The sequence below is a fragment of the Micromonospora ureilytica genome, from assembly GCF_015751765.1.
Lineage (GTDB): Bacteria > Actinomycetota > Actinomycetes > Mycobacteriales > Micromonosporaceae > Micromonospora > Micromonospora ureilytica.
On sequence record NZ_JADOTX010000001.1, the window covers coordinates 3,669,260 to 3,693,808 of the forward strand.

Annotated in this window: 24 protein-coding genes, 1 tRNA gene and 1 pseudogene; 11 read left to right on the forward strand and 15 right to left on the reverse strand. The window is 70.4% G+C overall.

Annotated elements, in window-relative coordinates; translation table 11 throughout:
- Positions 1 to 975: 975 nt before the first annotated feature.
- Together IW248_RS16445 and IW248_RS16450 are read right to left on the reverse strand one after the other, a co-directional pair.
- A complete protein-coding gene (locus tag IW248_RS16445; RefSeq protein WP_244200459.1) occupies positions 976 to 1,338 on the reverse strand; it encodes a VOC family protein in 363 nt (120 codons plus the stop codon).
- Positions 1,339 to 1,474: 136 nt separating this feature from the next.
- Positions 1,475 to 1,954 (reverse strand): GNAT family N-acetyltransferase, encoded by a 480-nt coding sequence (locus tag IW248_RS16450; protein ID WP_196927711.1) that lies wholly within the window; start codon positions 1,952 to 1,954, stop codon positions 1,475 to 1,477.
- Between the two features lie 1,012 nt (positions 1,955 to 2,966).
- Here IW248_RS16450 and uppS point away from each other — a divergent pair.
- The gene (gene uppS, locus IW248_RS16455; RefSeq protein WP_307788377.1) at positions 2,967 to 3,749 is read left to right on the forward strand and encodes a polyprenyl diphosphate synthase; all 783 of its coding nucleotides are present in this window, start codon (positions 2,967 to 2,969) and stop codon (positions 3,747 to 3,749) included.
- Between the two features lie 326 nt (positions 3,750 to 4,075).
- On the opposite strand, the gene IW248_RS16460 is transcribed toward uppS, so the two are convergent.
- Entirely contained in the window at positions 4,076 to 4,705 is a 630-nt protein-coding gene (locus IW248_RS16460) for a hypothetical protein (protein WP_196927712.1), read from the reverse strand.
- Between the two features lie 553 nt (positions 4,706 to 5,258).
- Here IW248_RS16460 and IW248_RS16465 point away from each other — a divergent pair.
- A complete protein-coding gene (locus IW248_RS16465; RefSeq protein WP_196927713.1) occupies positions 5,259 to 5,831 on the forward strand; it encodes a hypothetical protein in 573 nt (190 codons plus the stop codon).
- A 424-nt stretch (positions 5,832 to 6,255) separates the two neighbouring features.
- On the opposite strand, the gene IW248_RS16470 is transcribed toward IW248_RS16465, so the two are convergent.
- The 3 genes and pseudogenes from IW248_RS16470 to IW248_RS16475 all read right to left on the reverse strand — a co-directional run bounded on the left by IW248_RS16470 (position 6,256) and on the right by IW248_RS16475 (position 7,961).
- On the reverse strand, positions 6,256 to 7,311 hold the full coding sequence (locus IW248_RS16470) for a DUF808 domain-containing protein (protein WP_196927714.1): 1,056 nt from the start codon (positions 7,309 to 7,311) through the stop codon (positions 6,256 to 6,258).
- 79 nt (positions 7,312 to 7,390) lie between these two features.
- Positions 7,391 to 7,577: pseudogene (locus tag IW248_RS33120) on the reverse strand (transposase); the annotation flags it as partial.
- A gap of 153 nt (positions 7,578 to 7,730) precedes the next feature.
- Positions 7,731 to 7,961 (reverse strand): hypothetical protein, encoded by a 231-nt coding sequence (locus IW248_RS16475; protein WP_196927715.1) that lies wholly within the window; start codon positions 7,959 to 7,961, stop codon positions 7,731 to 7,733.
- A 139-nt stretch (positions 7,962 to 8,100) separates the two neighbouring features.
- On the opposite strand from IW248_RS16475, the gene IW248_RS16480 reads away from it, so the two are divergent.
- Positions 8,101 to 8,919 carry an aminoglycoside phosphotransferase gene (locus tag IW248_RS16480; RefSeq protein ID WP_196927716.1) on the forward strand — a complete coding sequence of 273 codons (819 nt, stop codon included), beginning with the start codon at positions 8,101 to 8,103 and terminating at the stop codon, positions 8,917 to 8,919.
- 200 nt (positions 8,920 to 9,119) lie between these two features.
- Here IW248_RS16480 and IW248_RS16485 read toward each other — a convergent pair.
- Positions 9,120 to 9,191, reverse strand: a tRNA-Val gene (locus tag IW248_RS16485).
- Between the two features lie 50 nt (positions 9,192 to 9,241).
- On the reverse strand, positions 9,242 to 9,859 hold the full coding sequence (locus IW248_RS16490) for a TIGR02611 family protein (protein ID WP_231396333.1): 618 nt from the start codon (positions 9,857 to 9,859) through the stop codon (positions 9,242 to 9,244).
- A 273-nt stretch (positions 9,860 to 10,132) separates the two neighbouring features.
- On the opposite strand from IW248_RS16490, the gene IW248_RS16495 reads away from it, so the two are divergent.
- Positions 10,133 to 10,564 (forward strand): SsgA family sporulation/cell division regulator, encoded by a 432-nt coding sequence (locus IW248_RS16495; RefSeq protein ID WP_007457244.1) that lies wholly within the window; start codon positions 10,133 to 10,135, stop codon positions 10,562 to 10,564.
- A 116-nt stretch (positions 10,565 to 10,680) separates the two neighbouring features.
- On the opposite strand, the gene IW248_RS16500 is transcribed toward IW248_RS16495, so the two are convergent.
- Positions 10,681 to 11,457 carry a glucose 1-dehydrogenase gene (locus IW248_RS16500; protein ID WP_196927718.1) on the reverse strand — a complete coding sequence of 259 codons (777 nt, stop codon included), beginning with the start codon at positions 11,455 to 11,457 and terminating at the stop codon, positions 10,681 to 10,683.
- A 202-nt stretch (positions 11,458 to 11,659) separates the two neighbouring features.
- On the opposite strand from IW248_RS16500, the gene IW248_RS16505 reads away from it, so the two are divergent.
- The 3 genes from IW248_RS16505 to IW248_RS16515 all read left to right on the forward strand — a co-directional run bounded on the left by IW248_RS16505 (position 11,660) and on the right by IW248_RS16515 (position 13,450).
- Positions 11,660 to 12,652: a helix-turn-helix transcriptional regulator gene (locus IW248_RS16505; RefSeq protein WP_196927719.1), complete on the forward strand. Its 993-nt coding sequence runs from the start codon at positions 11,660 to 11,662 to the stop codon at positions 12,650 to 12,652.
- A gap of 7 nt (positions 12,653 to 12,659) precedes the next feature.
- Positions 12,660 to 13,115 carry an RrF2 family transcriptional regulator gene (locus IW248_RS16510; RefSeq protein WP_030333674.1) on the forward strand — a complete coding sequence of 152 codons (456 nt, stop codon included), beginning with the start codon at positions 12,660 to 12,662 and terminating at the stop codon, positions 13,113 to 13,115.
- Positions 13,116 to 13,270: 155 nt separating this feature from the next.
- Positions 13,271 to 13,450, forward strand: coding sequence for a DUF4236 domain-containing protein (locus IW248_RS16515; protein WP_030333600.1), 180 nt, complete (start codon positions 13,271 to 13,273; stop codon positions 13,448 to 13,450).
- Between the two features lie 75 nt (positions 13,451 to 13,525).
- Here the strand turns inward: IW248_RS16515 and IW248_RS16520 are convergent, their stop codons facing one another.
- Both IW248_RS16520 and IW248_RS16525 read right to left on the reverse strand, forming a co-directional pair.
- Positions 13,526 to 14,407 (reverse strand): hypothetical protein, encoded by an 882-nt coding sequence (locus IW248_RS16520; RefSeq protein WP_196927720.1) that lies wholly within the window; start codon positions 14,405 to 14,407, stop codon positions 13,526 to 13,528.
- Positions 14,408 to 14,431: 24 nt separating this feature from the next.
- Entirely contained in the window at positions 14,432 to 14,953 is a 522-nt protein-coding gene (locus IW248_RS16525) for a VOC family protein (RefSeq protein ID WP_196927721.1), read from the reverse strand.
- Positions 14,954 to 15,002: 49 nt separating this feature from the next.
- On the opposite strand from IW248_RS16525, the gene IW248_RS16530 reads away from it, so the two are divergent.
- Positions 15,003 to 15,464: a MarR family winged helix-turn-helix transcriptional regulator gene (locus IW248_RS16530; RefSeq protein WP_196927722.1), complete on the forward strand. Its 462-nt coding sequence runs from the start codon at positions 15,003 to 15,005 to the stop codon at positions 15,462 to 15,464.
- A gap of 57 nt (positions 15,465 to 15,521) precedes the next feature.
- Positions 15,522 to 17,141 (forward strand): tetratricopeptide repeat protein, encoded by a 1,620-nt coding sequence (locus IW248_RS16535; protein ID WP_196927723.1) that lies wholly within the window; start codon positions 15,522 to 15,524, stop codon positions 17,139 to 17,141.
- A 271-nt stretch (positions 17,142 to 17,412) separates the two neighbouring features.
- Here the strand turns inward: IW248_RS16535 and IW248_RS16540 are convergent, their stop codons facing one another.
- Positions 17,413 to 18,846 carry an ATP-binding protein gene (locus IW248_RS16540; protein ID WP_196930231.1) on the reverse strand — a complete coding sequence of 478 codons (1,434 nt, stop codon included), beginning with the start codon at positions 18,844 to 18,846 and terminating at the stop codon, positions 17,413 to 17,415.
- A gap of 74 nt (positions 18,847 to 18,920) precedes the next feature.
- Complete coding sequence (locus tag IW248_RS16545; protein WP_196927724.1) at positions 18,921 to 19,577, reverse strand: response regulator transcription factor; 657 nt, start codon at positions 19,575 to 19,577, stop codon at positions 18,921 to 18,923.
- A 95-nt stretch (positions 19,578 to 19,672) separates the two neighbouring features.
- Here IW248_RS16545 and IW248_RS16550 point away from each other — a divergent pair, with 95 nt between their 5' ends.
- Positions 19,673 to 20,800: a LolA family protein gene (locus IW248_RS16550; RefSeq protein WP_196927725.1), complete on the forward strand. Its 1,128-nt coding sequence runs from the start codon at positions 19,673 to 19,675 to the stop codon at positions 20,798 to 20,800.
- Between the two features lie 69 nt (positions 20,801 to 20,869).
- Here the strand turns inward: IW248_RS16550 and IW248_RS16555 are convergent, their stop codons facing one another.
- Positions 20,870 to 21,496: an SGNH/GDSL hydrolase family protein gene (locus IW248_RS16555; protein ID WP_196927726.1), complete on the reverse strand. Its 627-nt coding sequence runs from the start codon at positions 21,494 to 21,496 to the stop codon at positions 20,870 to 20,872.
- Between the two features lie 148 nt (positions 21,497 to 21,644).
- On the opposite strand from IW248_RS16555, the gene IW248_RS16560 reads away from it, so the two are divergent.
- The gene (locus IW248_RS16560; RefSeq protein WP_196927727.1) at positions 21,645 to 23,939 is read left to right on the forward strand and encodes a HelD family protein; all 2,295 of its coding nucleotides are present in this window, start codon (positions 21,645 to 21,647) and stop codon (positions 23,937 to 23,939) included.
- A gap of 93 nt (positions 23,940 to 24,032) precedes the next feature.
- On the opposite strand, the gene IW248_RS16565 is transcribed toward IW248_RS16560, so the two are convergent.
- Positions 24,033 to 24,455 (reverse strand): hypothetical protein, encoded by a 423-nt coding sequence (locus IW248_RS16565; RefSeq protein ID WP_196927728.1) that lies wholly within the window; start codon positions 24,453 to 24,455, stop codon positions 24,033 to 24,035.
- Positions 24,456 to 24,549 lie beyond the last annotated feature (94 nt).

The window sequence follows — 24,549 nt, forward strand, 5'->3', positions numbered from 1 at the left end:
CTCGTTGCCGCAGCTGCAGCCCATCGCCTCTCCCTCACCTCGGCGGCCATCGCCGCCACAAGGGTCTTGCGATCCCGGCCGACCAGGGCAGCGATCTGCTCCGCGTTTTCCGCGGATGCGAGGCGCTGCCGTTCGCCGGCGAAGCCGTCGAGCGGCAGCGGCCCGGCGAACCGCCGCGTCCAGTGCGGCCGGTGACAGCGGGTCGCGCCGCCGACGCTGCACCGGCTCAGACGCCTTCCAGCCGGTCTGGCAGCACGCCTACAGACATGGCCTTAGGCAACCGAGACGCCGGCCAGCGCCAGTCATCCCGGTAGCGGCAAGCCCTGACCACTTCGACCTCTACTGGGAGGTCACGCCACACCGCTCGACCGAATCACCACAGGCCAAAGCCCTCGCCTCTGTCCGGCGTCGGTGAGCACTTCGGGCGCGGTGACCACTTCGCCAACCTGCACCCAATCTGCTCCCAGTTGCAAGGTCGGACCAACCGACGGCTCCTTACCGCCTTGACCTGCGCACACTCCCCTACCAGGCGACATAGAGCTTCGCCGACTGCTGCGCAGAACCACGGAGCACTCCGCGGGAAACAGGACGCCGCACCGGCTCTGACCTGCGATAACGTGGAGCCGCAGGCAGGGGTCAGTGCAGTTGAGCGCCGTTCGATGCCGTTGGACGCAGTTCACGGCCGTTCAGGGCACCCCGCTGCTCCCAACCTGCTCCCCCAACCCGGCTCGCACCGGCTCGCCGACCGCTGACCGCTCGTAAACTGCCGGCCAGTGCTTTGGCTGGCACCAGCGCTGCCCCCTTAGCCGCATCGGTTGATCGGGAAGTACGCTCACGATCGCCGCGCATTGTCAGCGGCAGAAGAGTGTGTCGACGGCTCCACACTCTCGCGGCCGCTTGTGATCAGTGTGCAACGACGACGGTGCGTACGACGCCATCAGCAGTCTCGGATGCTCGGTCGAAAGCCTCACCAGATCACACTCGGTAGTACTGCACGACGCAGAACTCGTTGTCCTCCGGGTCGGTCATGACGAGGACTGCGCCCTCTTGGTAGTCATGCCGTTCACCTGTCCACCGCCCGCCCAACATCCCGATCCGATCGACCGCTTCGTCAACGTCGGTAACGGCGATGTCGAGATGTAGTCGCGTCTTGCCGGCCTTGGGCTCCGGGACCGGCTGGAATGTCAGCACCGGGCCGCCCCCAGCGACAGTGACGCGCCGCCAGCCGGGAAGAGACTCCGTCACGCGTCCTCCAAGCACCACGGACCAGAAGTCGGCCAGTCGCTGCGGATCCCGGCAGTCGACCGTGACTCCGGCAAGTCGGCCCAGTGTCTCCACGACACCGACCATAGCGACGATGTGCAGCCCGCTCCACTGGGGCGCACTCATCTCGGCTATGAGCGGACGTCGCCGCTGGCCGAGTTGCTGGCGACACAGGCGGACGAGCCGGTACCCCCGGCGATTCCGGTGCAACTCAACTGGACGGCGTGACCGGGGACCGCATGCCGAGCCACTGGTCGGCGTCCCAGGCATGGAACCTCTCTACCTCGGTAAACCCCAGCTTCGCCGCGAGGCGCATCGAGCCGACGTTGGCGGTCTGGGTGGCGAGCACCACCGGCCCACCGGGAAGGACATGGTCGAGCCAGCCGAGTGCCGCCGCGCACGCCTCGACGGCATACCCGAGTCCCCACGCCCGCGGCAGAAACAGGTAACCGAGATCGACCTTCCCCATAGCAGACGGGCGGTGCCTGGCCGGTCTCCTGAGCAGGATCTGGCCGATCATCATTCCGTCGAGATCGACGACGAAACTTCCCGGCCACTGCTCGGGCACCTCGGGCAGTTCGCGCTCAAGCACGTCGCGCGGGCGCGGACCGCCGAGATAGGTATGCACCTCTGGAGAGGCAAGCAGCTCGATGAACGCCGCACGGTCCCGGGCCTCGGTCTCACGAAGCACGAGCCTCTCAGTCCTGATCGGCTCAGGCGGCCAAGCCACAGATCCGAGATCTTGCATCCGGGCACGCTAGCAGAACGTCCAACGCCCCAACTCGATCTAAGTTCCGGGGCCACAACGTTAGGACCAGATCGACGTCTGCGGCCACGCCCAGCTGCCCTACCCGTGCCCCCGGAGACCGCACCATGAACTCCCACATCAACGATGACCCTGCCATCCCCGATCCCGAAGAACGCGCCGCACGTAATACCGCTCTCTTCAGAGACAACATCGGAACCGGCTTCTGGGTGACGACGGCCGTCCCGCACCCTGGCCCGACGACATCGACGAGTGGCAACAGCCCGCCACCACCAACCCGTGGCACTCCTGCCCGGAGACCAGGTCAATTCCATGAGCCGAACCCAGGCCAATTAGATGAGCGCCCACACCGCCCTGCCCCGGCTGTGTGCTGAGGGCGCCACCGTGATCTGGACCAGGGCGCGGCGGGACTCGGACCTGACACCAGCAGTACGGGAGTGGCTTCGGGATGCCGGCTTCGTGGAGCAGGCATTCCACGCTCCGGACGACGTTCGATTCTCTGTCGGCGTGCACCGGTTCGAAACTCCGCCCCAGCCTTTGGATCCTGCGGGAAGCCTCTTCACGTTCCTGCACTGACAGCAGCTGGCCTGCCAGCCAACGTGCCCGGTTGAGTTGAAGCGGAACTTGGAGCCGCTACGCCGCCACCAGCGGGAATGGTCCTCGGCACCTGCTCACGGGGCGTCTCAGGCTGCCATCGTTGGTCGCTGGCTGACGACGTTTGACAGCGTCTTGTGCCCCCGGTGTGCCCCACGCTGCCAGGATCGGCCAGACGTACCTCAGCCTCGCCCGGCACTGCTTAGCGGTGTCGCCGAAGTACGGGTGTTCCGGCCGGGCACCCCGCCTTAGCTACGTCGGTGGCTACTCAGCCTGCTGGGAGTCGTCTGATGCATGAGCAGCCGGGCCAACGCCAGCGTCGATGAGGTGGTTTCATTTGATCATGATGCAGCCCTTACGCCGTGCCGCCTACCGGCTCTACGCGCACCGCCTCCGCACGCAGCTCGGCGGTAAGTCGCTGCCACGGCACGTAGCCATGGTCATGGACGGGAATCGCCGGTGGGCCAGGCAGGCGGGCTTCAATGAGCCCGGAGTCGGCCACCGGTACGGCGCAGAGCACATTCACGAGGTACTGGCCTGGTGTGCCGATATGGGCATTCATCACGTCACTCTGTTCGTCGCCTCTGTCGACAACATGCGTAAGCGGGCATCCGAAGAGGTCGAGAACCTGATGCGGATGATCGAGGAGGTCGTCGCGGAGCCGCTTCTCCGTCCGTCCAACCCCTGGCAGCTCCATTTGGCCGGCCGCGCCGACGTCCTACCCGACTCGACACGACACGCACTGAAACTCGCGGAAGACGCCACACGTGAACGCGGTGCCGACTTCCACCTCACGGTCGCCATCGGCTACGACGGCCGCGAGGAGATCGTCAGCGCAGTCCGTTCTCTCCTCGAACAGGAAGCACAGGCGGGCGCCACACTGGAAGACGTCGCGCAGCGGCTAACCGCCGACGATCTCGCGGCGCACCTGTACACCGGCGGTCAGCCCGACCCTGATCTCGTCATCCGTACCAGCGGAGAACGCCGCATGTCCGGGTTCCTGCTCTGGCAGGCCGCCTACTCCGAGCTGTACTTCTGCGACGTGTACTGGCCAGGCTTCCGAAAAATTGACTTCCTCCGCGCCCTGCGCTCCTACTCGGCCCGCAGCCGACGATTCGGAGCGTGACCAGCTCCACATAGCCAGCGATGACCGGCTCGACGCTGTCCACAATCGCGGCGGCGCAGGCTGCGCAGCTTCGTCGGTCATGTGCCCCGTAGTGATCGACTCATCCGCCCACGGCAGTCACCCCACCACAGCGTCGAGCGAGATCCGGGCCATGATCGCCGTTAGGTCAGCGAGGGGCCGCGTCACCGCCGGGACCGCACCAATGGGACGGCCGCAACTTCCAGCGGAAATCATCGCTGAAGAGTTGATCTAGGCGAGAAGCTGCGGCAGGCCGCACCTACCATGACCTCACATACGGCTGGAGCTGACCGAAGTGATCACGCGCCTCAGGTAAGCCCCACCTGGTGGCTCAGGATGGCGAGGAGCAGACCGGCGAGGACTCCGATGACGAGCATCCAACGCTCACGGCGGATGCTCTGCCGCCTCTCGGCATCAGCTCGCTCGGTGGTCTCCTGGTCTCGTTTCAACATTACGTCGGTGCTGCTGAGCGTCGTTTCGGTCAGCCGCACAGGACGATCCAGGGTGATTCTGAGGCCCGGGGGCACCCCTTCGGAACGCGCTGCGTCGTTGGTCTCTCGCAGGCTCTTCAGGATGCTGCCGAGCTCCGCTCGCTGGCGCTTCAGCTCCGTCGTCTCCCGGTGGAAGTGGTCCCGTTCCGACAGGTGGGGATCGAGGTTCTCCCGCTCGACCAGGGCGTCAACGGCGGCCCGGAAGGCTCTGCGTCGCGTCGAACGGGCCCAAAACAACACGCCGAAGGACGCAAGCCAACCCACGCCCCACAGCAGCGTAGGCAGGTCGCCGTCCTCGACGGGGAGATACGGATAGTGGTCCGGGAGGATCGTCGTAGCCGTGCTAATCACCCAGCCGTGGAAGGCCACGGACGCGATACTGACCGGCACTGTCGCCAGCACGGCCAGGCGGATCAGCGGTCGGCCGGGCTTGCCGCCTGTCCTCACGAACGGAGTGCTCCCGTCCGAGATAGGCGTAGGGCAAGGCCCAGTAGACAACCACCGCCAGCACGCCGGTCATAACCGACGCGGCACGTCCGGAGAGAGTCAGAGGTGCTAGCAACAGCAGAATCAGTGAGCAGAATTCGGCTAGGAACGCCACAGCGAGAGGGTCGGTCCAGGAGTCCACGATGACCCGTCCCCGCTCGTCGCGTCGGGTCCTCGATGGGGAGCGGTGATCGTCCTTTGACCACGTAACAGACAGCATGTAACACCCGGTCGACCCTCGAGAGAGGCCGCTCTGGCCGAGTTCGGGGGACATGTGCGGGTTGTCCGAGCCGTCCCCGCCGAGGTTGGGCACGCGCAGACCGCTCGGGACAGTCGGCCCGTCCGTCACAGGAGCGACACCGCACGCACGTGCGCCCCCCGGGTGCAACGTCAGACCGATGAACTTCTACGGCCCGGCACCAGGTTCCCACTCCGGTGGGGAGTACGTGTACTTAGGAAGAGCTGGGTACGCGCGCCCATCCATCGGTTGCCAGCGATGTAGAGGATGGTTCGTATGCGAAGGACACTGATGGTGGTGACGGCCGTGATCCTGGGGCTGGTGTCGGCGAGCGGGCCGGCGGCGGCGCAGCAGCGGCCACGGGGGGTCCCTGACCGGGTCATGTTGCAGCCGGACGATCTCGGCGGGGCCGTGCCGGGGCCGGTGGAGGACGGGCTGGTGTGGTCGCTGCTACCCCAGCCGTGCGCGGACACGCCGGTGCCGCAGCCGGTCGTGAGCCGCACGCAGGCGGCCGATCTCGGTACCCGATTTCGGATCTACGAGAACGTCGCCCGGTACCGCGGCGATGGGGCACACGCGTACATCACCGAACTGAAGGCGCAGCTCGCCCGGTGCGGAGCGGGCGGCGACGAGGAGGGCTTCGACCCGGTCGCCGAGGACCACCTCGGGCCGGACACGGTGCTGTTCCTCGGCACCTACGACGAGGGCGACCGCTACGTCGGCTACGTCGCCGCCGCGGTCGGCCATTACGTGGTGGTGGTCATGATGTCGGACTCGTACCTGGGGGCGGCCGACCTGACCACGTTGAACGGGCTGGCCAGTGCCGCGATGAGCCGAGCGGCGGCGTGACGCGGGAAGGCCGGCCATCTTGAGAGGGCCGGCCTTCCCGGCCACGGGCAGCGTGACCGGGCAATGGGGGTCCCCGGACTCGCGAAGCTGCTGTGTGGCATCGCCCCATAGGTCGGTGAGACGAGTCGATGGGTGACCGCAGGACTGAGTCGCCGGCTTGGTTCGGCGCCACGCCGGCTCCGGCATCCTGTCATCGACTACACGCGGACGCCGCCCAACCGCCTCGATGGGGTGCCAGCGCTGACGCCTTCGGGTTCGCCGAAGAGGTCACCGTTCAGGAAGCCCTGCTCAGAGGTTCGCCAGTGGGATCTGGGTCTCAGCTCGCGGGATCCGTACCGACGCCACCGCGACGACAGCCAGAGCCGTGCACCGATGCGCCCCCCAGAACGCCTGACCCCGTGGTCGAGTTGCGGTGATTTTGCGGTCAACCGCGCGGCGCTCGGTCCGCAGGAGCGTCGCGACGCCGAGCTGCACGGTTCGGCGGCGCGGGGATGGTGCCGTCAGCACGAGTCGTGCCCGCCTCAGTCGCAGCCGCAGCCGCAGCCGCAGCCGCAGCCTTGGATGTGCGGCGGTGGAGCGTGAGAGTCATGACCAGCACGACCAGCCCTCCGACGATCAGCCCGAGGATCGCACTGGCCACCGTGTTGACGAGCCAGCCGACGAGCCCACCGAGAACACCAGTGGCGTCGTGGGCGGCGACCTCCACGTGGTGCACGGCCTCGTACAGGAAGTGCAGGTTCAGCTCGTTCGTGCCTAGCAGCAGGATGTGCCCGCCCACCCACAGCATCGCCGCGGTGCCGACTACCGTCAGCACGGTGAGAACCACCGGCATCGCCCTCACCAGACCGCGGCCGAACGTGGCGACGGCGCCGGAACGTTGCGACAGGCGCAGCCCGGCGTCGTCCATCTTTACGATCAGGGCCACCACGCCGTACACCAGGACGGTTATGACGACGGCGACGATAGCCAGGATCGCCAGGCGGGACCAGAACGCCTCATCGATCACCTCGTTAAGGCTGATGACCATGATCTCCGCCGAGAGGATCAGGTCGGTTCGTACCGCCCCAGACACCAGTGTCGTCTCGTCCTGCACCTTTTCCTCGCCCGCGCCGGAGGCACCGTGATGGGCGATCTTGGCCCACACCTTCTCCGCGCCTTCATAACAGAGGTAGGCGCCGCCGAGCATGAGGATCGGAGTGAGCAGCCAAGGCACGAACTGACTGAGCAGCAGCACCGCCGGCAGGATGATGAAGAACTTGTTGCGCAGCGACCCCACGGCAATGCGCTTGATAATCGGCAACTCGCGCTCGGCCGCCAGGCTCCGCACGTACTGCGGCGTGACGGCAGCATCGTCGACGACGACACCCGCAGCCTTGGCGCCGGCCTTCGCGGCGGCCGCCCCGATGTCATCGATCGACGCTGCAGCGGCCCGGGCCAGCACCGCCACGTCATCCAGCAGGGCTACGAGTCCACCGGCCAAGGGAGGGTCCTTCCAGGGTTGCGCAAAATTCGAACTGGACCATTCTCGCTCAGGTCCCTGCGTGCGGCACACCACCGCCCGGTCGCTGTCTGGATCGGCTGCGGATGCCCTTGATCGGCGGGATCTTGTCGACCAGGGGCAGTAGTTGGGTGACGTCGTGACGGTTGCCGCCATCAGGGACACGGCGAGTGGGATGCCGCCCCCGTCGGTGATGGCGTGGTGTTTCGAGCCTGGCTGCGGCGGTCGACCGGGCTCGGACCTGTTTGGGCCGCCCTTGAACGCCCGAACATACGTGCCGCCGATCACCGCCCCGGGAGATGTCCAACTGCCCGGCGATGCACTGGATCGACGGAGCGATCGAGTCGATCGGCACGGGCTACGCACTGTCCGCCGACGAACTCTGACATCACCATGCGCAGCTAGTGACGGAGCAGCGGGAAGGCTCCTGCCGCCGTCAGCAGCAGCAGCAGTGACACCGCGAACAGGGCGCGTCCAAGCGGAAGGGGCATGGAGATGAGAAACGGTGCCTGTGCGATCAACAGGCCCGCGCCGATCACGGCTTGAGCGGTTCCCACCTGCACGGGCTGGGACGGCTCTCCCACCTTCAGCCGCGCAAGCCGGACCCAGGCGGCGGGAATCCTTCGGGACACGGCCACACGCACCCCGATTACAAGCGAGCCCAGGCTGAGGACCACGACCCCCACACGCAAAGCGATCGTGACTGGGTCCTCGTCATACGGGCTGTCTGCAAATCCGCCTGAGCCGGGCAAGTAGCAGAGAAGAGAACCGATGCGTAGCGATTGGACGGCGCTGCCGCAGAGTGTCACGGCAGGGATCGCCGAACGGGTCGGGGGAACCTTAGACGTTGCCCATGCTTCCAGTGGCGACCACGCTGAGATCGCCTCGACGGTGACCGGACCAGCCGGACAGGTCTTTGTCAAGGCGGGCTCCGGTGAGTTGAGCGTTCGGTCGCTGCGCTACGAACTGGCGGTAACCCGGGCCATCAACCGGCACCCGCCCGCAGTCCTGTGGCAGTTCGAATCCGATGGCTGGCTGGTGGTGGGGACCGAGCATCTTGCCGGTCCCCACCCCGACCTGTCCCCCGGCAGCACAGATCTCAATTTGCTCCTAGCCGCACTGACAGCACTTCAGGAGACGCCGGCGCCCGGCGAGACGTGGTTCACCCCGGCAGCCCGGCTCGGGTTCGCGCACCCGGAGATGGACGGCGGGACACTTATCCATTCGGATCTCAATCCGGCGAACCTGATCGTGACACCACTCGGCCTACGCATCGTGGACTGGGCGTGGGCAACCAGGGCCGCCGCATGGGTCGAACTCGCGTTGCTCATCCCATGGCTGATCGGTAGCGGCCACAGCGCCGAGCAGGCAGAAGAGTGGATAACGCAGCTTCCCGCATGGACCGCGACCGACCGACAGGTCTTGGACAACTTCGCGCTAAAGAACGCAACGAAGTGGGCGGCCAAGTCCCGACAGAGCACCGAACGCTGGGTACACGACCTCGCAATGTGGACCGGCGAGTGGGCGGATCACCGGACCGACGGCCATCAGTCTGTCCGTGAGCCGCGGCGCGGGGGCACCCTCCCGTGATGTGGGCGCCGGTAGCGGTAGGACTGCTGGCAGGCCCGCTCGGGACCGCAAATCAGGCCACTCAGCCGGGCAGGTCCAAGAGGGCCCGAACCGAGAACCAGCCGCGCTACTCCCAATCTGCTCCCAATGTAAGCCGCACATACGGCAAAGCCCGTTACCGATGACTCGGCAACGGGCTTTTGACCTGCACAAACTGAGAGTGGGCGATGCTGGTATCGAACCAGCGACCTCTTCGGTGTGAACGAAGCGCTCTCCCACTGAGCTAATCGCCCTCAGCGCCACTGACTCTACCCGATCGTGGAACCGGACCGGAAATCCGGGGTCAGTGCGTCGCGAGGTAGTGCATGGCCTCGGCGACCACGTCGATACCGAGGCTGTACTTGAGGGAAAGCCAGACCACCGTGGCCACGAAGACCAGGCCGACGGACCCGAGCACGATTCGCACCAGCAGCGACTGTCTCGTCACCCAGCGTGTCCATCCGTGGACGTGGCGGCGGGTGAAGCCGAGTAGCCGGCGGGCCCAGTGGTATTCGACGGCCCAGATGCCCAAGCCGGCGATCACCAGCAGCCAGCCCGGCCCGGGGAGCGGGATGAGGGCGATGCCGATGGTCACCACGATCGCACCGGCGATCGCGATGAAGATCTTGAGGGCGATCCGGCCGGTGGGGTTGGCGCGGATGAGGTCGAGGGTCAGCGAGATCCGCTCACGCCAGCGGGGCCGGCGCGGCGGGTCCTGCACGGCGATTCCACCACCACGACCAGCACCGGTATCGCCACCGGTGCCATCGCCGCCGGGACGACCGGCGTCGGACGCCGGCCGACCGGCCCGTTCGGGCTGCTCCATCGGCACTCCGTACCCCCGCTTTTCGGCTGCTCGGGCCGCGACTTTCGGCGGACCGGGCGCCGCAGCCGCATCCACTGAGGATTGCTTCGTCACCATTTCACCCCCCAGTGTCGCTCGGGCCCGTCACTGCAACGGCCGACTGGACGTTACCGGAGTAAGTCGACGACTGAGCCACCCGATACCGGGCGGGATCACGCACTGGGCAGAACCGGAAATCCTACATGAATGCTCACATTCACGCGGCCTTTCCGTCCCCCTTCCCACCACTGGGTGAAGTCAGCGTATGGCGGAGCGTAGCCAGGAGTAGCACCTGAGTATGGGAAAAGCGGGACACGCGCGTTCCGCAGCGGTGCCGGGGGGAGAACGTCCATGAGTGTCATCCGACCGACGACCGTAGAGGTCGAGACGTCGCTAAGGCTCGTCGCACCTGACGCCACCGCCTTGCCGGTGCGTGCCAGTCTGCGTTACGACCCTGCTGACCCGTATGCGGTCCATGTCCTGTTCCATGCCGAATCGGCAGGGGGCGAGGCGGTGAGTTGGTCGTTCGCTCGCGAACTTCTGGTCACCGGCCTGGACGAGCCGGCCGGCATTGGGGATGTCCGGGTCTGGCCCTGGGCCACACCGCGCGGCGACTTCGTCGCGCTGGCCCTCTCGTCACCGGACGGCAACGCCCTCTTCGAGGTGCCGCGCAGCGTCCTGGTGCGTTTCCTTCGACGGACCTACGTCGTCGTCCCGCGCGGCCGTGAGGCCGAGCACCTGGACGTCGACACGGCGGTGAACCGGCTGCTCGCCGGTCGCTGACCGCCCGAACCTGCAACACCGGCCACACCCGGGGCCGCGCGGATCTGCCGAGTCCGCGCGGCCCCGACACACACCCAGGGAGTACGCGGACAGCGCTCCCCCGGGTCGACCGGTGCTCAGCCGTGCGTGGTGATGCCGCCGTCGACGGGAATGACCGCGCCGGTGAGATATGCGCCGGCGCGGGACGAGAGGTAGATGGCCGTGCCGGCCATGTCCTCGGGGCGCCCGATGCGGCCCAGCGGCACCTGCTGCTCGATGGCCGCCCGGCTGGTCGGGTCGTCGAGCGCGAACGCCATCATCTTGCTCTCGAACGGGCCGGGCGCGATCGCGTTGACGGTGATCTGCTCACCGGCGAGTTGGTGGGCGAGGCTGCGGGTGAGCATGTGCACGGCCGCCTTGGTGGCCGAGTACGCGTACACCTCCATGAGCGGCACCCGGATGCCGTCGATCGACCCGATGTTGATCACGCGGGCCGGGTCATCGGCGCTGGCGGCGGCGCGTAGCGCCGGCAGCAGCGCGGTGGTGAGCCGGAAGACGGCCTTGACGTTGACCGCCCAGAGCTTGTCGAACGCGGCCTCGGGGTAGTCCTCCAGTGGCGCACCCCAGGTCGCGCCGGCGTTGTTGACCAGCACGTCGAGGCGGCCGAAGCGCTCGCGTACGGCGGCGGCCAGTGTCTCGGCGCCGGCGTCGTCGCTGAGGTCGGCGGGGATTGCCTCGCAGCGGCCCTCGGCGGACAGGGTGGTGGCGACCGCCTCGCAGACATCCGCCTTGCGGGACGAGATGATCACGTGTGCGCCGGCCCGGACGAAGCCCTGGGCGATCATCAGCCCGATCCCCCGCGAGCCGCCGGTCACCAGGACCGTCTTACCTTCGACCGAGAACAGCTGCGTCATGCCCATCCCATCGCGAGTCGGCGGGGGCCGCCGGTCGGTCGGGTGGCCGGCGGATGCCGGGTGGACCGCGGACCGACGGCGCTACCGTCGGGTAACGTAGCCCGGCCCCCGGGATCGCGACAAGCCCGTGGCGCACCGCGGATTCCGCTTCGAACGCCGATCGGGATGCGGTGACCTGCGGTTCGGGCTACCGTCGCAGGCGATGGTCTCCACCGATCCCTCCCCCGCGCCATCGATCGGAACGGCGTCTTCCGTAACCGACGAGATAGCCACGTTCGCGCTGGCCGATCTTGCCGGTGATCCGGGTTGGCGTCGGCCGGTGATCGTCGAGCGGGAGCTGTTGATTCTCACCACGCGCGGGCACGGCGACGCGGAACTCGACTTTCATCTGCTGCCGTGCCGGCCCGGCACGCTGCTGCGGGTCGGCCCCGGCCAGGTGCTGCGCTGCGCCGGCCCCCAGTTCGACGCCACAGTGGTCGCCTGGGATCCCGAGGCGCTGCGCGGCTTCGACGTCGACCTGGCCACGACCGCGACCTGGCGGCAGTTGGCCGGTGAGGACGAGGACGCGGTGATCAGTGAGGTGAGCCAGTTGGCGGTGGACTGTCGGCGGCACCCTGACGGCCCCGCAGCCCGCGCGCTGCTCCGGCATCAGCTGGCCGTGCTGCTGCTGCGGCTGGCCGTGGCGCATGCCGATCGGTCTCCGGCCCGGCCCGAGGACGAGACGTTCCACCGGTTCCGCCGCGAGGTGGAGCACGGCTATGCGCACACCCGGCGGGTGGAGGACTACGCGGGCGAGCTCGGCTGCTCGGTGCGGACGCTGACCCGGGCCTGTCTGGCCGTCACCGGTCGCAGCGCCAAACAGGTCATCGACGAGCGGGTCGCGTTGCAGGCCGGTCGGCTGCTCGCCGCGACGGATCAACCGATCGCCCAGATCGGCAGGGGGCTCGGCTTCTCCGAACCCACGAACTTCGGCCGCTTCTTCACCCGCGAGGTAGGGGTCAGCCCCGGCGTGTTCCGGGCCGCACGCGACCAACCGGCCGCCGGCCGGGTGGTCCGACCCCGACCGCCGGCCGAGTCGACGGGCGCCAACGGCGGCCGATTCCGAGCCGGCATCCTCGGCGAATCCGCCAACGGCGGGCACGCCACGAAACCCGGGCCGCCCGCCGGAGGGCCGGGCGGCACCGGCCGGGCATGATGGCAGGGTGCAGATCTCCGCGCGCGGCGACTACGCGGTACGGGCGGCGTTGAGCCTCGCCACCGCGTACCCCTCGCTGCTGTCCACCCAGGCCATCGCCGCGGAGCAGGACATGCCCCGCAAGTTCCTGGAGGCGGTCCTGGCGGATCTGCGCCGGGCCGGCATCGTCCGCGCCCAGCGCGGCGCCGAGGGCGGCTACACGCTGGCCCGCCCGCCCCGCGAGGTGACCGTCGGCGCGGTGCTGCGCGCCGTGGAGGGCCCACTGGCCGGGGTACGCGGGCTGCGCCCCGAGGAAACCCGGTACGAGGGCTCGGCGGAGAACCTGCCCGGCCTGTGGGTGGCGGTCCGCGCCGCCGTGCGGCGGGTCGTCGACGAGGTGAGCCTCGCCGAGATCGTCAGCGGTCGACTGCCCGCGCACGTCCGCAAGCTCACCGCGCTGCCCGACGCGTGGGAGCCGCGCTGATCCAGTTCCGGCTCACAACACCTATCTGTTGGATAGAGATTCCGGTGCCCGATGGGCGACCGTCCAGGGCGGACAGCGAGAGGGTTTCAGAAGTTGTCGGTTCGGGCATGTTCGATCTCGACACGGCAGGGAACGGTGACGAGGGGAGACCTCCGATGGGCCTCATGTTTCGCAAGCGCAAGAAGTACGGTCCGATCATCCTGAACTTCACCGAGAACGGCTTCTCCTCGTGGAGCATCAAGATCGGTCGCTGGTCCTGGAACTCCAAGGCGCGTGCGCACCGGGTCGACCTGCCGGGTCCACTGTCGTGGAAGCAGGACAAGTCCCGGTCGTAAGCATCCCGGGAGTCGAGCGGGGCGCCGGTGATTCACCGGCGCCCCGCTCGGCGTCTGTGGGGTGGGGCGGGGCGCTCAGCGCGCCAGGGTGATGATCTCGTCGCCGGCCAGCCGCCCGGCCTCGCGTTCCCGCCGCACGTCACCGGCGTCGAGCAGGTCGGCGAGCGCCTGGTTGGCGTCGGCAGCCCGATAGACGGTCGCGGTGAGGGTGTGCCGGCGCAGCTCGGTGACCGGGCGCGACCCGCCCGCACGCAACTCGGCCAGCAGCTCGTGGGCCAACGGTTCGAGGTCGGGGTCGCCGACCACGTCGACAGTCGTGCCGGTCGGGTCGAGCGGGTCGCGGTAGCGCACGTCGAGGTCCGCGCCGACCGTCCAGAGCGCGTCGCGGACCGCCTCCAGGCTCCGGTCGGAGCGACTGCCGAACGCGATCACACCGGCAGCCTCGCCGCCGGGCAGCACCGGCGCCACCTCGGCGACCAGGGGGAAGCCGGCGGAGACGAGCACGTCTCGGGCGCTGTCGCCGGTGTGCAGCAGCAGCTCTCCGGTCCGGCCGTTGGTCGCGGCGGTGAGCAGCTTCGGCGTCACCGCGCCGGGCAGGTCCACGAAGGAGAACAGCGGCGCCCCGGCAGCCCCGGCGGCCTTCACCGCGACCGGTAGCCGGTACGGGTCACCGGGCAGCAGGTGCACGGTGACCTCGGCGGGCAGTTCCGCCTCGATCGGGCCGAGTCGGGCCGGCAGGTCGGCTGCGGCGGCCAGCACCAGCACCGTCACCTGCCGGCCGCGCACCTGGTCGCCGTGTGTGGCGACCAGGCGCAGCGCGGCCTCCGCGCTGGCCGCGTCGACGCCCGCGAGGGCGACGGTGGCCCGCCGGGAGCGGTGCAGGGCCGCGGGCAGCCAGGTCGTCAACTGGCGGACCAGCAGCTCGCGGAGGAAATCGGTGGTCCGGTCGGTCGGCATCGGTCCGTTCTACCGTACGGGCGGTCAGGCCGGGACGGAGATCCCCACCCCGCCCCTGGTCTGCCCGCCGTAGCGCTGCCGCTCGGCGTCCAGGTCGAGCCGACCGATCTGCTTGCGGGCGGCCAGCGCGGTGTCGTCGAGCAGGTCGGCCGGGATCAGCCAGACCACCTCGAACTCCAGACCGTCCGGGTCCTTGCCGTAGAGGCTCTTGGTCGTGCCGTGGTCGGAGGTGCCGACCAGCGCGCCCGCGGCGACGAGCCGCTCGGCGGTGGCGGCCAGCTCGTCGAGCGTGTCCACCTCCCAGGCGAGGTGGTAAAGGCCGACGGTGGACCGACCGGCGGTCGACCGGCCGGCGCCCGCGCCGATCTCGAAGAGGCCGAGGTCGTGGTCGTTGGTGGAGTCGGGGGCCTGGAGGAAGGTGGCGCCCCGGAAGCCGTCCGGGGTCATCGCCACCGGGCGGAAGCCCAGCACGTCGCTGTAGAACGCGACGCTGCGAGCGAGGTCACTGACGTAGAGGACCGCGTGGTTGAGCCGGTGGATACCCATGACCCGAGGCTAGCCCAGTTTAGTTGAACATTCAACCATCGGGAGTATGATGGCGGTCATGACCCGCTGGCTGGACCCCGACGAGCAACGCACGTGGCGCGCGTATCTCGCCGCCTCTCGGGTGCTGATGGACACTCTCGACCGCGAGCTGCAACGCGACGCGGGCATGCCGCACGCGTACTACGAGATCCTGGTCCAGCTCTCCGAGGCCCCCGATCGCCAACTGCGCATGAGTCAGCTGGCCCAGGCCGCGGGGTCGTCCCGCAGCCGGCTCTCGCACGCCGTGGCCCGACTGGAGGCCGCCGGCTGGGTACGCCGCGAGGACTGCCCCACCGACCGGCGCGGGCAGATCGCGCTGCTCACCGACGAGGGTTTCGCCACCCTCGCGGCCGCCGCGCCCGGCCACGTCGATGGGGTACGCCGACATCTGTTCGACGCGTTGAGCCCCGCCCAGGTCGACCAGCTGCGCCGAATCAGCGAGACCCTGGCCGAGCACCTGACCGGATCCTGACCAATCGACACCGGCGCGGGTCTTGTACTTACCGTCGTCGGATGAGCACGATGGGGCGTGTCTTCCGGCTTCGGTGAACTGACTGATCAGGCGCACCACCTCGTGTCCTCCGGCGATCTTGCCGGCGCACAGCAGTTGCTGTCCGACGCGCTCACCGACGCCGACCCCCGACCGGCCAACGCCACCCCCGAGCTGGCCGAGGCGGCCAGCCTCCAGGCGCGGGTGCTGATCGCCCTCGGTGAGCCGCACTCGGCCCGCGGGTGGGCCGCCTTCGCGTACGCGGCCACCACCCGCCTGCACGGTCGCGCCGACCCGCGCACGGTGGCCGCCGCGGCGACCCTGGCCGCGGTGCTGCACCGGGTCGGCAGCCACTCCCGGGCGGCGCGGCTCTACCAGGAAGTCATCATCGAGCTGACCGCTCAGGACGGCCCGGAGTCGCTGCGGGTGCTCGCCGCGCACGCCGACCTGGCCACCGTCGAGTACGCGCGCGGCCAGTGCACGGTGGCCCGCGACCGCCTCCAGGACGCCTGGGAGCTGCACCGCGAGGTGTACGGCGACGGGCACCCCAGCGGCATCAAGATGCTGGCGCGGCTCGGAGCGATGCAGCGCGACTGCGGGCAGTTCACCGAGGGACACGACAACCTGGCGCTGGCCCGCGAGCTGTGCCGACAGCACCTGCCCGCCGACGACCCGCTGGCCACCCAGGTGGCGGCCCTGGCCCGGGCGGCAGCGAGTCCCGATCACGCCTGCGCCGACAACCCGCCCACGGCCCGGGACACGCCCGTCGTGCCGGCCGCCCGCGTCCCACCGCACGGCGACGGGCCGGCCGAATCCGGCTACCATCCGCCGGCAACCGCGACCCACCACGCCGGGGCGGTGCCGAACCCCCGGCTGCCCTCGGACGAAGCGATCGGATCGGCGGGCGACAGATGGCCGACCGAACCGGTGGACGAGCCCCCGCCCCACCCCGCCGACCCTCCGGTGCCGCCGTCGGTGGTCGGGCTGGCCGGCGGCACGGAGGAGCGGCCCGGGGTGTACCGGCTGCACCGGCCGGCCGCCCCCACCGACCCGTACGCGTCGCCGGACCCGAACCCGCCCTCCGACCCGTACGCGCGGCCGGACTCGTACGGGGCGGTCGAGCCGTACACGCCGTCGCGGCTGCTGCCGGTGCCCGTGCACCGCGCGCCGCCGGAGCAGCGCAACCGGCTGGTGCCGGTGCTGGTGGCCGGCGTGGTCGTGGTGCTCCTCGGCGCGGCAGCGGTGATCGCCGGGGTGGCCGGGGTCGACGGCGACGACGACCCGTCCCCGCCGCCGGCCAGCGCCTCCCCCACCGCCGGCGCGCCGGCCAGCACCGCGCCCGCCCCGGGTGGCTCGGCGCCCACGTCGGCCGCCGCCGCGGCGCCGCCCGGGACCCCACCCAGCGCGGTGACCCTGCGCGACACCCGGGACAGCATCGCGCTGAACTGGACCTACCCGGCCGGCAGCGAGGGCCCGGTGGTCATCGCGGGCGGCCGCACCGGCCAGACCCACAACATCTTCGCGACGCTGCCCGCCGGCACCACCAGCTTCGTCATCTACGCGCTCAACCGCACCAACGACTTCTGCTTCACCGTCGCTGTCGCCTGGTCCACCGACAGCGTGGCCCGGTCCAAGCAGGTCTGCACCCGCCGCCGCTGAGCCGCCCGCCACTGCCCCCGCCGGCCACCGGCCCGCCCCGCCCGCCACCGCCCCGCAAACCTCACTCAGCGTGGGCGTACACCGCCGACGAACCCGCCGTGACCCACCGTGACATCCGACGCAGCCAACGACGCTGTCGCCCAGGCTTTGCTCTGCTTACCTATACGCACCACCTCGGATGATCAGCTGAAACGTCGCGGCCGACGCTTCGAGACGCGCCGGCGAGCATCACGTTACGTAGCTGTCGCATCTGCGGGTGCAGAGCAAAGGGTCAATGGTGGGCGGCTGGGGGCAGGTCGCCGTCACGGGCCGTCAACGTTTGGCCATCGTCGGCCGGCAACGCCGGCAGCAGCAGGCACACCCGAAGCCCCTGCTGCTCCGGCGCCTCGGTCAGGGTGATGCTGCCGCCCGCGCGTCGGACCAGCTCTCGGACGATGGCCAACCCCAGGCCGGCGCCCCCGTCGTCGCGGGCCCGCCCGTCATCCAGCCGGGTGAACCGGCCGAAGATCCGCTCCCGGTCCGCCACCGGGACGCCCGGGCCGTCGTCGGTCACCGTCACCAGGTGGTACGCCCCCACGCCAGGCCCGGCCGTCGTCCCAGTCGCCACCGCCACCCCCGCCGTCGACGTCGTCGCCTCGGCCGCGAGCACGACATCGCCCCGCGCGTGCCGTACCGCGTTGTCGACCAGGTTGGCCAGTACGCGACGCAGCTCCTCGACGGTCCCGATCGTCCAGAGCGGGCCGGCCGGCAGCGTCACCCGCACCGGCGGCGACGGGTAGCGGGCGGCGACCTCGGTGAGCAACGCGCCCAGCTCCACCGGGCCGGTCCCCCGGGCCGGCGGGGTCTCGTCCAGACGGGCCAGCAGCAGGAGATCGTCGACCAGGCGGCTCAGCCGGTCGGTGTCGGCGAGCAGGTTGGCGGTGACCGCCGTCCAGTCGGTCCGGTCGGCGAGGCGCTGGGCCACCTCCAGTTCCGTCCGGATGTTGGTCAGCGGGCTGCGCAGCTCGTGTGCGGCGTCGGAGACGAAGGCCCGCTGCCGCACGCGGGCGGACTCCAGCCGCTCCAGCATGCCGTTGAGGGTGACCGCCAGGCGGTGGATCTCGTCGGCCGACGCCGGCACCGGCAGCCGGCCGGCGCCGGCCCTCCCGGTGATCTCCTCGGCACCTCGACGCAACGCCTCGACCGGCCGCAAGGTCGCGCCCACCACCCGCCACGCCACCCCGGCCAGCACGGCCACCAGCAGCGGGAACGCCACCAGCAGGATGGTCCGGACCACATGGGTGCTGTGCCGCACGTCAGCCATCGAGCGGGCGACCAGCACGGTGAGTGGGTCGTCCGCGGTGCCGGCGGGTACGGCGACCACCCGGACCGGGCCGACGAGCCCGACCCGCTCGGCCGGCACCTCCAACCGCTGTCGACCGTCGCGGTCCAGCCGCTCCGGGCGGACCATCGGCACCAGGCGGTCGGCGTCGATCGAGGCGGCCCGAATCCGCCCCTGCGCGTCGACGACCTGCACGCGGACCTGCCCGCCGGCCACCGGCAGCGGGTCGGGCAGCGCATCCTCGGCGGCGAGCAGGGCGACCGCGTCGGCGGTGCGGAACGCCTCGGTGTCGACAGTGCGCTGGAGCACGAAGCCGAGCGCGCCGAGCAGCACCACCCCGCCCACGGCCAGTCCGATGGTGAGGCCGACAACGCCGATCGCCATGAGCCGCCCGCGCAGCCCGAGGACCGGCATCCGGCCGAGCCTGGCCCGACGCGTAGGTGCCGGGCCTGCGGCGGTCACGTCGCCAACCGGTAGCCGGCGCCCCGGACCGTCTCCAGCCGGTCCCGGCCGAGCTTGCGGCGCAGGTAGCCGACGTACACCTCGACGGCGTTCGGCGCGGTCTCCAGGCTCGCGTCCCAGACGTGGTCCAACAATTCGATCTTGGAGATTACCTGGCCCGGCCGGCGCATCAGGTAGTCCAGCAGCGCGAACTCCCGCGCGGTCAGCGCCACCTCGGTGTCCGCCCGGGTCACCCGCCGGCGGGCCGGGTCCAGCCGCAGGTCACCGACCGCCAGCACGGTCGGGCGCTCCGGCGCGCCCCGGCGCAACAGCGCCCGCAACCGGGCCAGCAGCACCACGTACGAGAAGGGTTTGGTGAGGTAGTCGTCGGCGCCGCAGTCGAGGCCGTCGGCCTGGTCGTACTCGCCGTCCTTCGCGGAGAGCATCAGCACCGGCAACCAGTGCTGCTCCGCGCGCAGCCGCCGGACCAGCTCGTACCCGGAGAGGCCGGGCAGCATCACGTCGAGAATCATCGCGTCGTACCCGCCGTGCCGGGCCGCGTCCAGGCCGGCCGGGCCGGTTGCCGCCACGTCCACCGCGAACCCCTCCGCCTGGAGACCGCGTTGCAGGGCAGCCGCCAACCGGGCCTCGTCCTCCACCACCAGCACCCGCACAGCTCAAGGGTGCCACCCGGGTCAATCGGCGCGGTTCGGTGTCCTCAGCACGTTCACAGCACCGAGGGGGCAGGATGGCCGCAGGAGGTGCCACCATGTCCGTTCTGAGAAGCCGTCCCGTCCTTCGTTGGCTGGTCCCGGCCACCGCGGCCGTCGCCGTCATCGGCGGGGGTGCGGCGATCGGCACGTTCGCCGCCGAGGCCGAGCCGAGCCTGCCGCCCCGAACCGCCGCTCAGCTCCTGGTCGACCTGCAGACATCCCGGCTGGAGGGGTTGTCCGGGACCGTGGTGCAACGCGCCGATCTCGGTCTGCCACCCCTCGTCGGGCTGGTTCCCGGCAACGAGCTGACCACCCTGCTGACCGGCACGCACACCCTGCGGGTCTGGTACTCGGGGCCGGATCAGCAGCGGGTCGCGCTGATGGACACCCTCGGCGAGCAGGACATCATCCGCAACGGCCGGGACCTGTGGACGTGGCAGAGCCGCAGCAACACCGCCACCCACCGGACGCTGGGCGGCGACGCCGGGGCCTGGAAGCCCGCCCCCGAACCGGCGGCGAGCCTGCCGGCCACCCCGCAGCAGGCCGCCGACCTGGCGTTGGGCGCGATCGACCCGAGCACCGAGGTCAGCGTCGGCCGGTCGGCGACCGTCGCCGGCCAGGACGCGTACGAGTTGGTGCTCCAGCCGCGCGACGGTGACTCACTGGTGCACCAGCTGCGGATCGCCATCGACGCCAAGCAGCACGTGCCGCTGCGCTTCGAGGTGCTCGCGAAGGGCAGCGACCGGCCGGCGTTCGAGGTGGCCTTCACCCAGGTCGACTACCGCCGCCCCGACGCCGACCAGTTCCGCTTCAACCCGCCGCCCGGCGTGACGGTCGACGAGGAGAAGGCCGAGCGCCCGACGGGCAAGCCCGGTCACGTCGAGCCGGCGGGCGACCCGCAGGTGCGCGCGGTGGGCGACGGTTGGACGACAGTGCTCATCGGCCGCCTCGACGGGGCCGACGTCGGCCGGAAGCCCGCCACGAAGCCGGCTACTCCCCCGGCCGGCTCCGCACCGGACATGGACATGTCGAAGCTGCTCGGCGGGCTGCCGGCGGTCAGTGGCGACTGGGGCAGCGGCCGGCTCCTCACCAGCAAACTGTTCAGCGTGCTGCTCACCGACGACGGCCGGGTGCTCGCCGGAGCCGTCACTCCGGAGCGGCTCTACCAGGCCGCCCGCGGCTGATCTCCGCGGTGTGAGCGCCGGGTCGACCTGACGGTCGGCCCGGCGCCTCGCTGTCTGACAGGCCCGGGGTCAGGAGACGCCGAGGGCGCTGAGGTACGCGTCGGCGAGGACAGCGTGGCCGGGCAGGTACGGGTGGACCCGGTCGTCGGCCCAACGCGTCGCCGGACTCACGGCCAGCACCCGGTCGAACGCCGCCTGGTTGGCCACGTGCACCGCGTCGAACTCGGCGGCCAGCCCCGCCACGACCGCCGCGTACCGGTCGGTGTCGGCGCGTTGCGGGACGCCGCGGTCGGCCTCGATGAAGAACGGGTCGCCCAGGATCAGTCGGCAGCCGGTGGCGGAAACCGCCCGCCGCAGCAGGTCACGCAGGGTGCGCTCGTACTCCTCGATGCCGACTGCCTCATCCGGCCGGTCGCCGTAGTGCCGCCAGATGTCGTTGATGCCGATCAGCACCGCGAGCCAGTCGGGGCGCTCGGCGAGGGCGTCGTCGTCCCAGCGGGCGGCGAGGTCGCGCACCGTGTCGCCGCTCACACCCCGGTTGACCCAGGACAGCTCCAGCTCGGGATGCCGTGCGCCGACCAGGGCGCGCACGAGGCTCACATATCCGCTGCCGTAGGGCGCGGCGACGTCGCGTCGACCACAATCGGTGATGCTGTCCCCGATGAAGACCACCCGTTGCCCGGTCCGCAGGATCATCCGCCGCCACCCTCGCGATCACCGGCGCGCCGGCCCGCCCGGCTTGGTGAGAACCGGCGCAACGCGCTATCTTCAACAGTTCGAAGGGCACAAAAAAGAACGGCTAAAAGCCGTTCCTGCAAAGGATTCTAATCTTTAGGGAGACGGCTTGTCAAGGCACTCCGGCGGTTCCGGTGAATTGCCGCTCGACGACGAGATCGGTCGCGAGCAGGAGTACGTCTCGATGCTCTACAACCGGCTGGACGAGCTGCGTGACCAGGCCGCCCACCGGCTCACCGCCGAGCTGCACAACACCGGCGGCACCCTCCAGGACCGCTCGCAGCGCGACAGCTCGGTAGCGATGTACGCCGATCAGGTCGAACAGTTCTCCGCCGTGGAGAACGGGCTCTGCTTCGGCCGTCTCGACGGAGACGACGACTCCCGCCGCTACATCGGCCGGATCGGCATCTTCGACACCACAGGTGACTACGACCCGCTGCTGATGGACTGGCGGGCCCCCGCCGCCCGCCCGTTCTACCTCGCCACCGCCGCCAACCCGCAGGGCGTACGCCGTCGCCGGCACCTGCGCACCCGGCAGCGCAAGGTGACCGGGCTCAACGACGAGGTGTTGGACATCGACACCGCCTCCCCCGGCGCCCACGAGGAGCTGACCGGTGAGGCGTCGCTGCTCGCCGCGCTCAACGCGGGGCGTACCGGCCGGATGCGCGACATCGTCGAGACGATCCAGGCCGAACAGGACGAGGTCATCCGCGCGGAACTCCCGGGCGTCATGGTCGTCCAGGGCGGCCCCGGCACCGGCAAGACCGCTGTCGCGCTGCACCGGGCGGCGTACCTGCTCTACACACACCGTCGCGAACTCTCCAGCCGTGGCGTGCTGCTGGTCGGCCCGAACGCGACCTTCCTGCGCTACATCTCCCAGGTGCTGCCGACGCTTGCCGAGACCGGCGTGCTGCTGCGTACCCAGGGTGATCTATTTCCCGGGGTGAGCGCCCAACGGGCCGAGCCGGCCGAGACCGCGGCGCTCAAGGGCCGGGCGGTGCTGGCCGAGGTGTTGGCGCTGGCCGTACGGGACCGGCAGTGGGTGCCGGACGAGCCGTTGGAGATCGAGGTCGAGCGGGAGACGCTGACCCTCGACCCGGAGATCGTGCGCGCCGCCCGGGACCGGGTCCGCCGCGCCGACCGACCGCACAACCTGGCCCGCGCGCTGTTCGACGTGGAGATCGTGCACGCGCTCGCCGACCAGGTGGCCGAACGCATCGGCGCCGACCCGCTCGGCGGGGACAACCTCCTCGACGAGGCGGACCGGGCCGAGATCCGCCGGGAGTTGCGCGAGGAGTCGGAGATCCAGGCGGCCCTCGACCGCTTGTGGCCGGTGCTCACCCCGCAGCGGCTGCTCGCCGACCTGTACGCCGACCCGGACCGGATCGCCGCCGCCACGCCGATGCTCAGTGAGGACGAACGGGCGCTGCTGCGACGCGAGCGCGGTGGCTGGACGCCGGCCGACGTCCCCCTGCTGGACGAGGCCGCCGAGCTGCTCGGCGAGGACGAACGTGCCGCCGCTGCCCGGCGGGACCGCATCCGCACGATGGAACGGGAGTACGCCGAGGGCGTGCTGGAGATCGCCAGGGGTTCCCGCTCGATCGACGTCGAGGACGAGGCCGAGGGCGGTGAGATCCTCGGCGTGACCGACCTGATCGACGCGGATCGGCTGCTGGAACGGCAGGAGGAAGCCGACCGGCTGACCACCGCGCAGCGAGCCGCCGCCGACCGCACCTGGGCGTTCGGCCACGTCATCGTGGACGAGGCGCAGGAGCTGTCACCGATGGCCTGGCGGCTGCTGATGCGCCGCTGCCCGAGCCGGTCGATGACGATCGTCGGGGATGTGGCACAGACCGGCGCGCTCAGCGGCACGCCCTCCTGGGCGGACGCCCTCGCCCCGTACGTCGAGCAGCGGTGGCGGCTCACCGAGCTGACCGTCAGCTACCGCACTCCCGCCGAGATCATGGCGGTCGCCGCCGACGTACTGGCCGAGATCGACCCGGCGCTGCGGCCTCCGCGCTCGGTGCGGGAGAGCGGCGTACCCCCGTGGGACCGGACGGTGCCCGACGGGCGGTTGGCGGCGGAGCTGGTCGCCGAGGCCACCCGGGAGGCGGCCGGGCTGACCGAGGGCCGGCTCGGGGTGCTCGTGCCGGCCGGCCTGGTGGGCGAGTTGGGCGCTGCGGTGACCGCCGCCCTGCCCGAGGCCGCCGTCGGCGAGCATCCGGAGCTGGAGAGCCGGGTGGTGGTGTTGACAGTCGCGCAGGCCAAGGGGTTGGAGTTCGACTCGGTGCTGGTGGTCGACCCGGACCGGATGGTGGCCGAGTCGCCGCGCGGGCGCAGCGACCTGTACGTGGCCCTCACCCGCGCCACCCAACGCCTCGGCGTCCTCCGCCCCGCGAGCTGACCCACCCTCTGAGTCGATCATGAGGTTGACGTGGACTGTGATCTTCCACAGCCACGTCAACCTCATGATCACGCCGCCTAGGGGCGGGTGGGGTTAGTCGTTTGGGGATCGCTCCCTGATGGACTTTGCTGGGCCGGTTGCTGAGGTGGACTGGTCGCTGGTGCCACCGCCCATCGGGGTGCTGAGGCCGCCAGTGGTGGCATCGCCGGTCGTGGTCGGTGCGACAGTGCCCCGGTGCCGCTCCGGCTGTCGGGCCACCCGGCGTACGCTCGCCGGCCCGGCGGTGCCACCGGTGGTGGTCACCGCGCCCTGCCCGCCCACCGGGCCACCGTCGCGCAGCACCTGTGGGTCGATCCGTTCCTTCGCGGGATCGAACGGATCCTCGCGCTGGATCTGGCTCTCCACATCCGTGCGGGGCACCGTCACCTCGTCGAGGGCGCCCTTGCCGTACACGCCGCCGGCGATCCGATCCTCGGCCTCGCGGGCGGCGTCCTGCCGCATGTCGTCCTCACGCACGTCCATCACCTCGCAGAAGCTGTGGAACTGACTGCGTGCCCGACCACCGGCCGACCAAACCCGGCGGGACCGGGAGGTCGTCCACGGCGGTTCA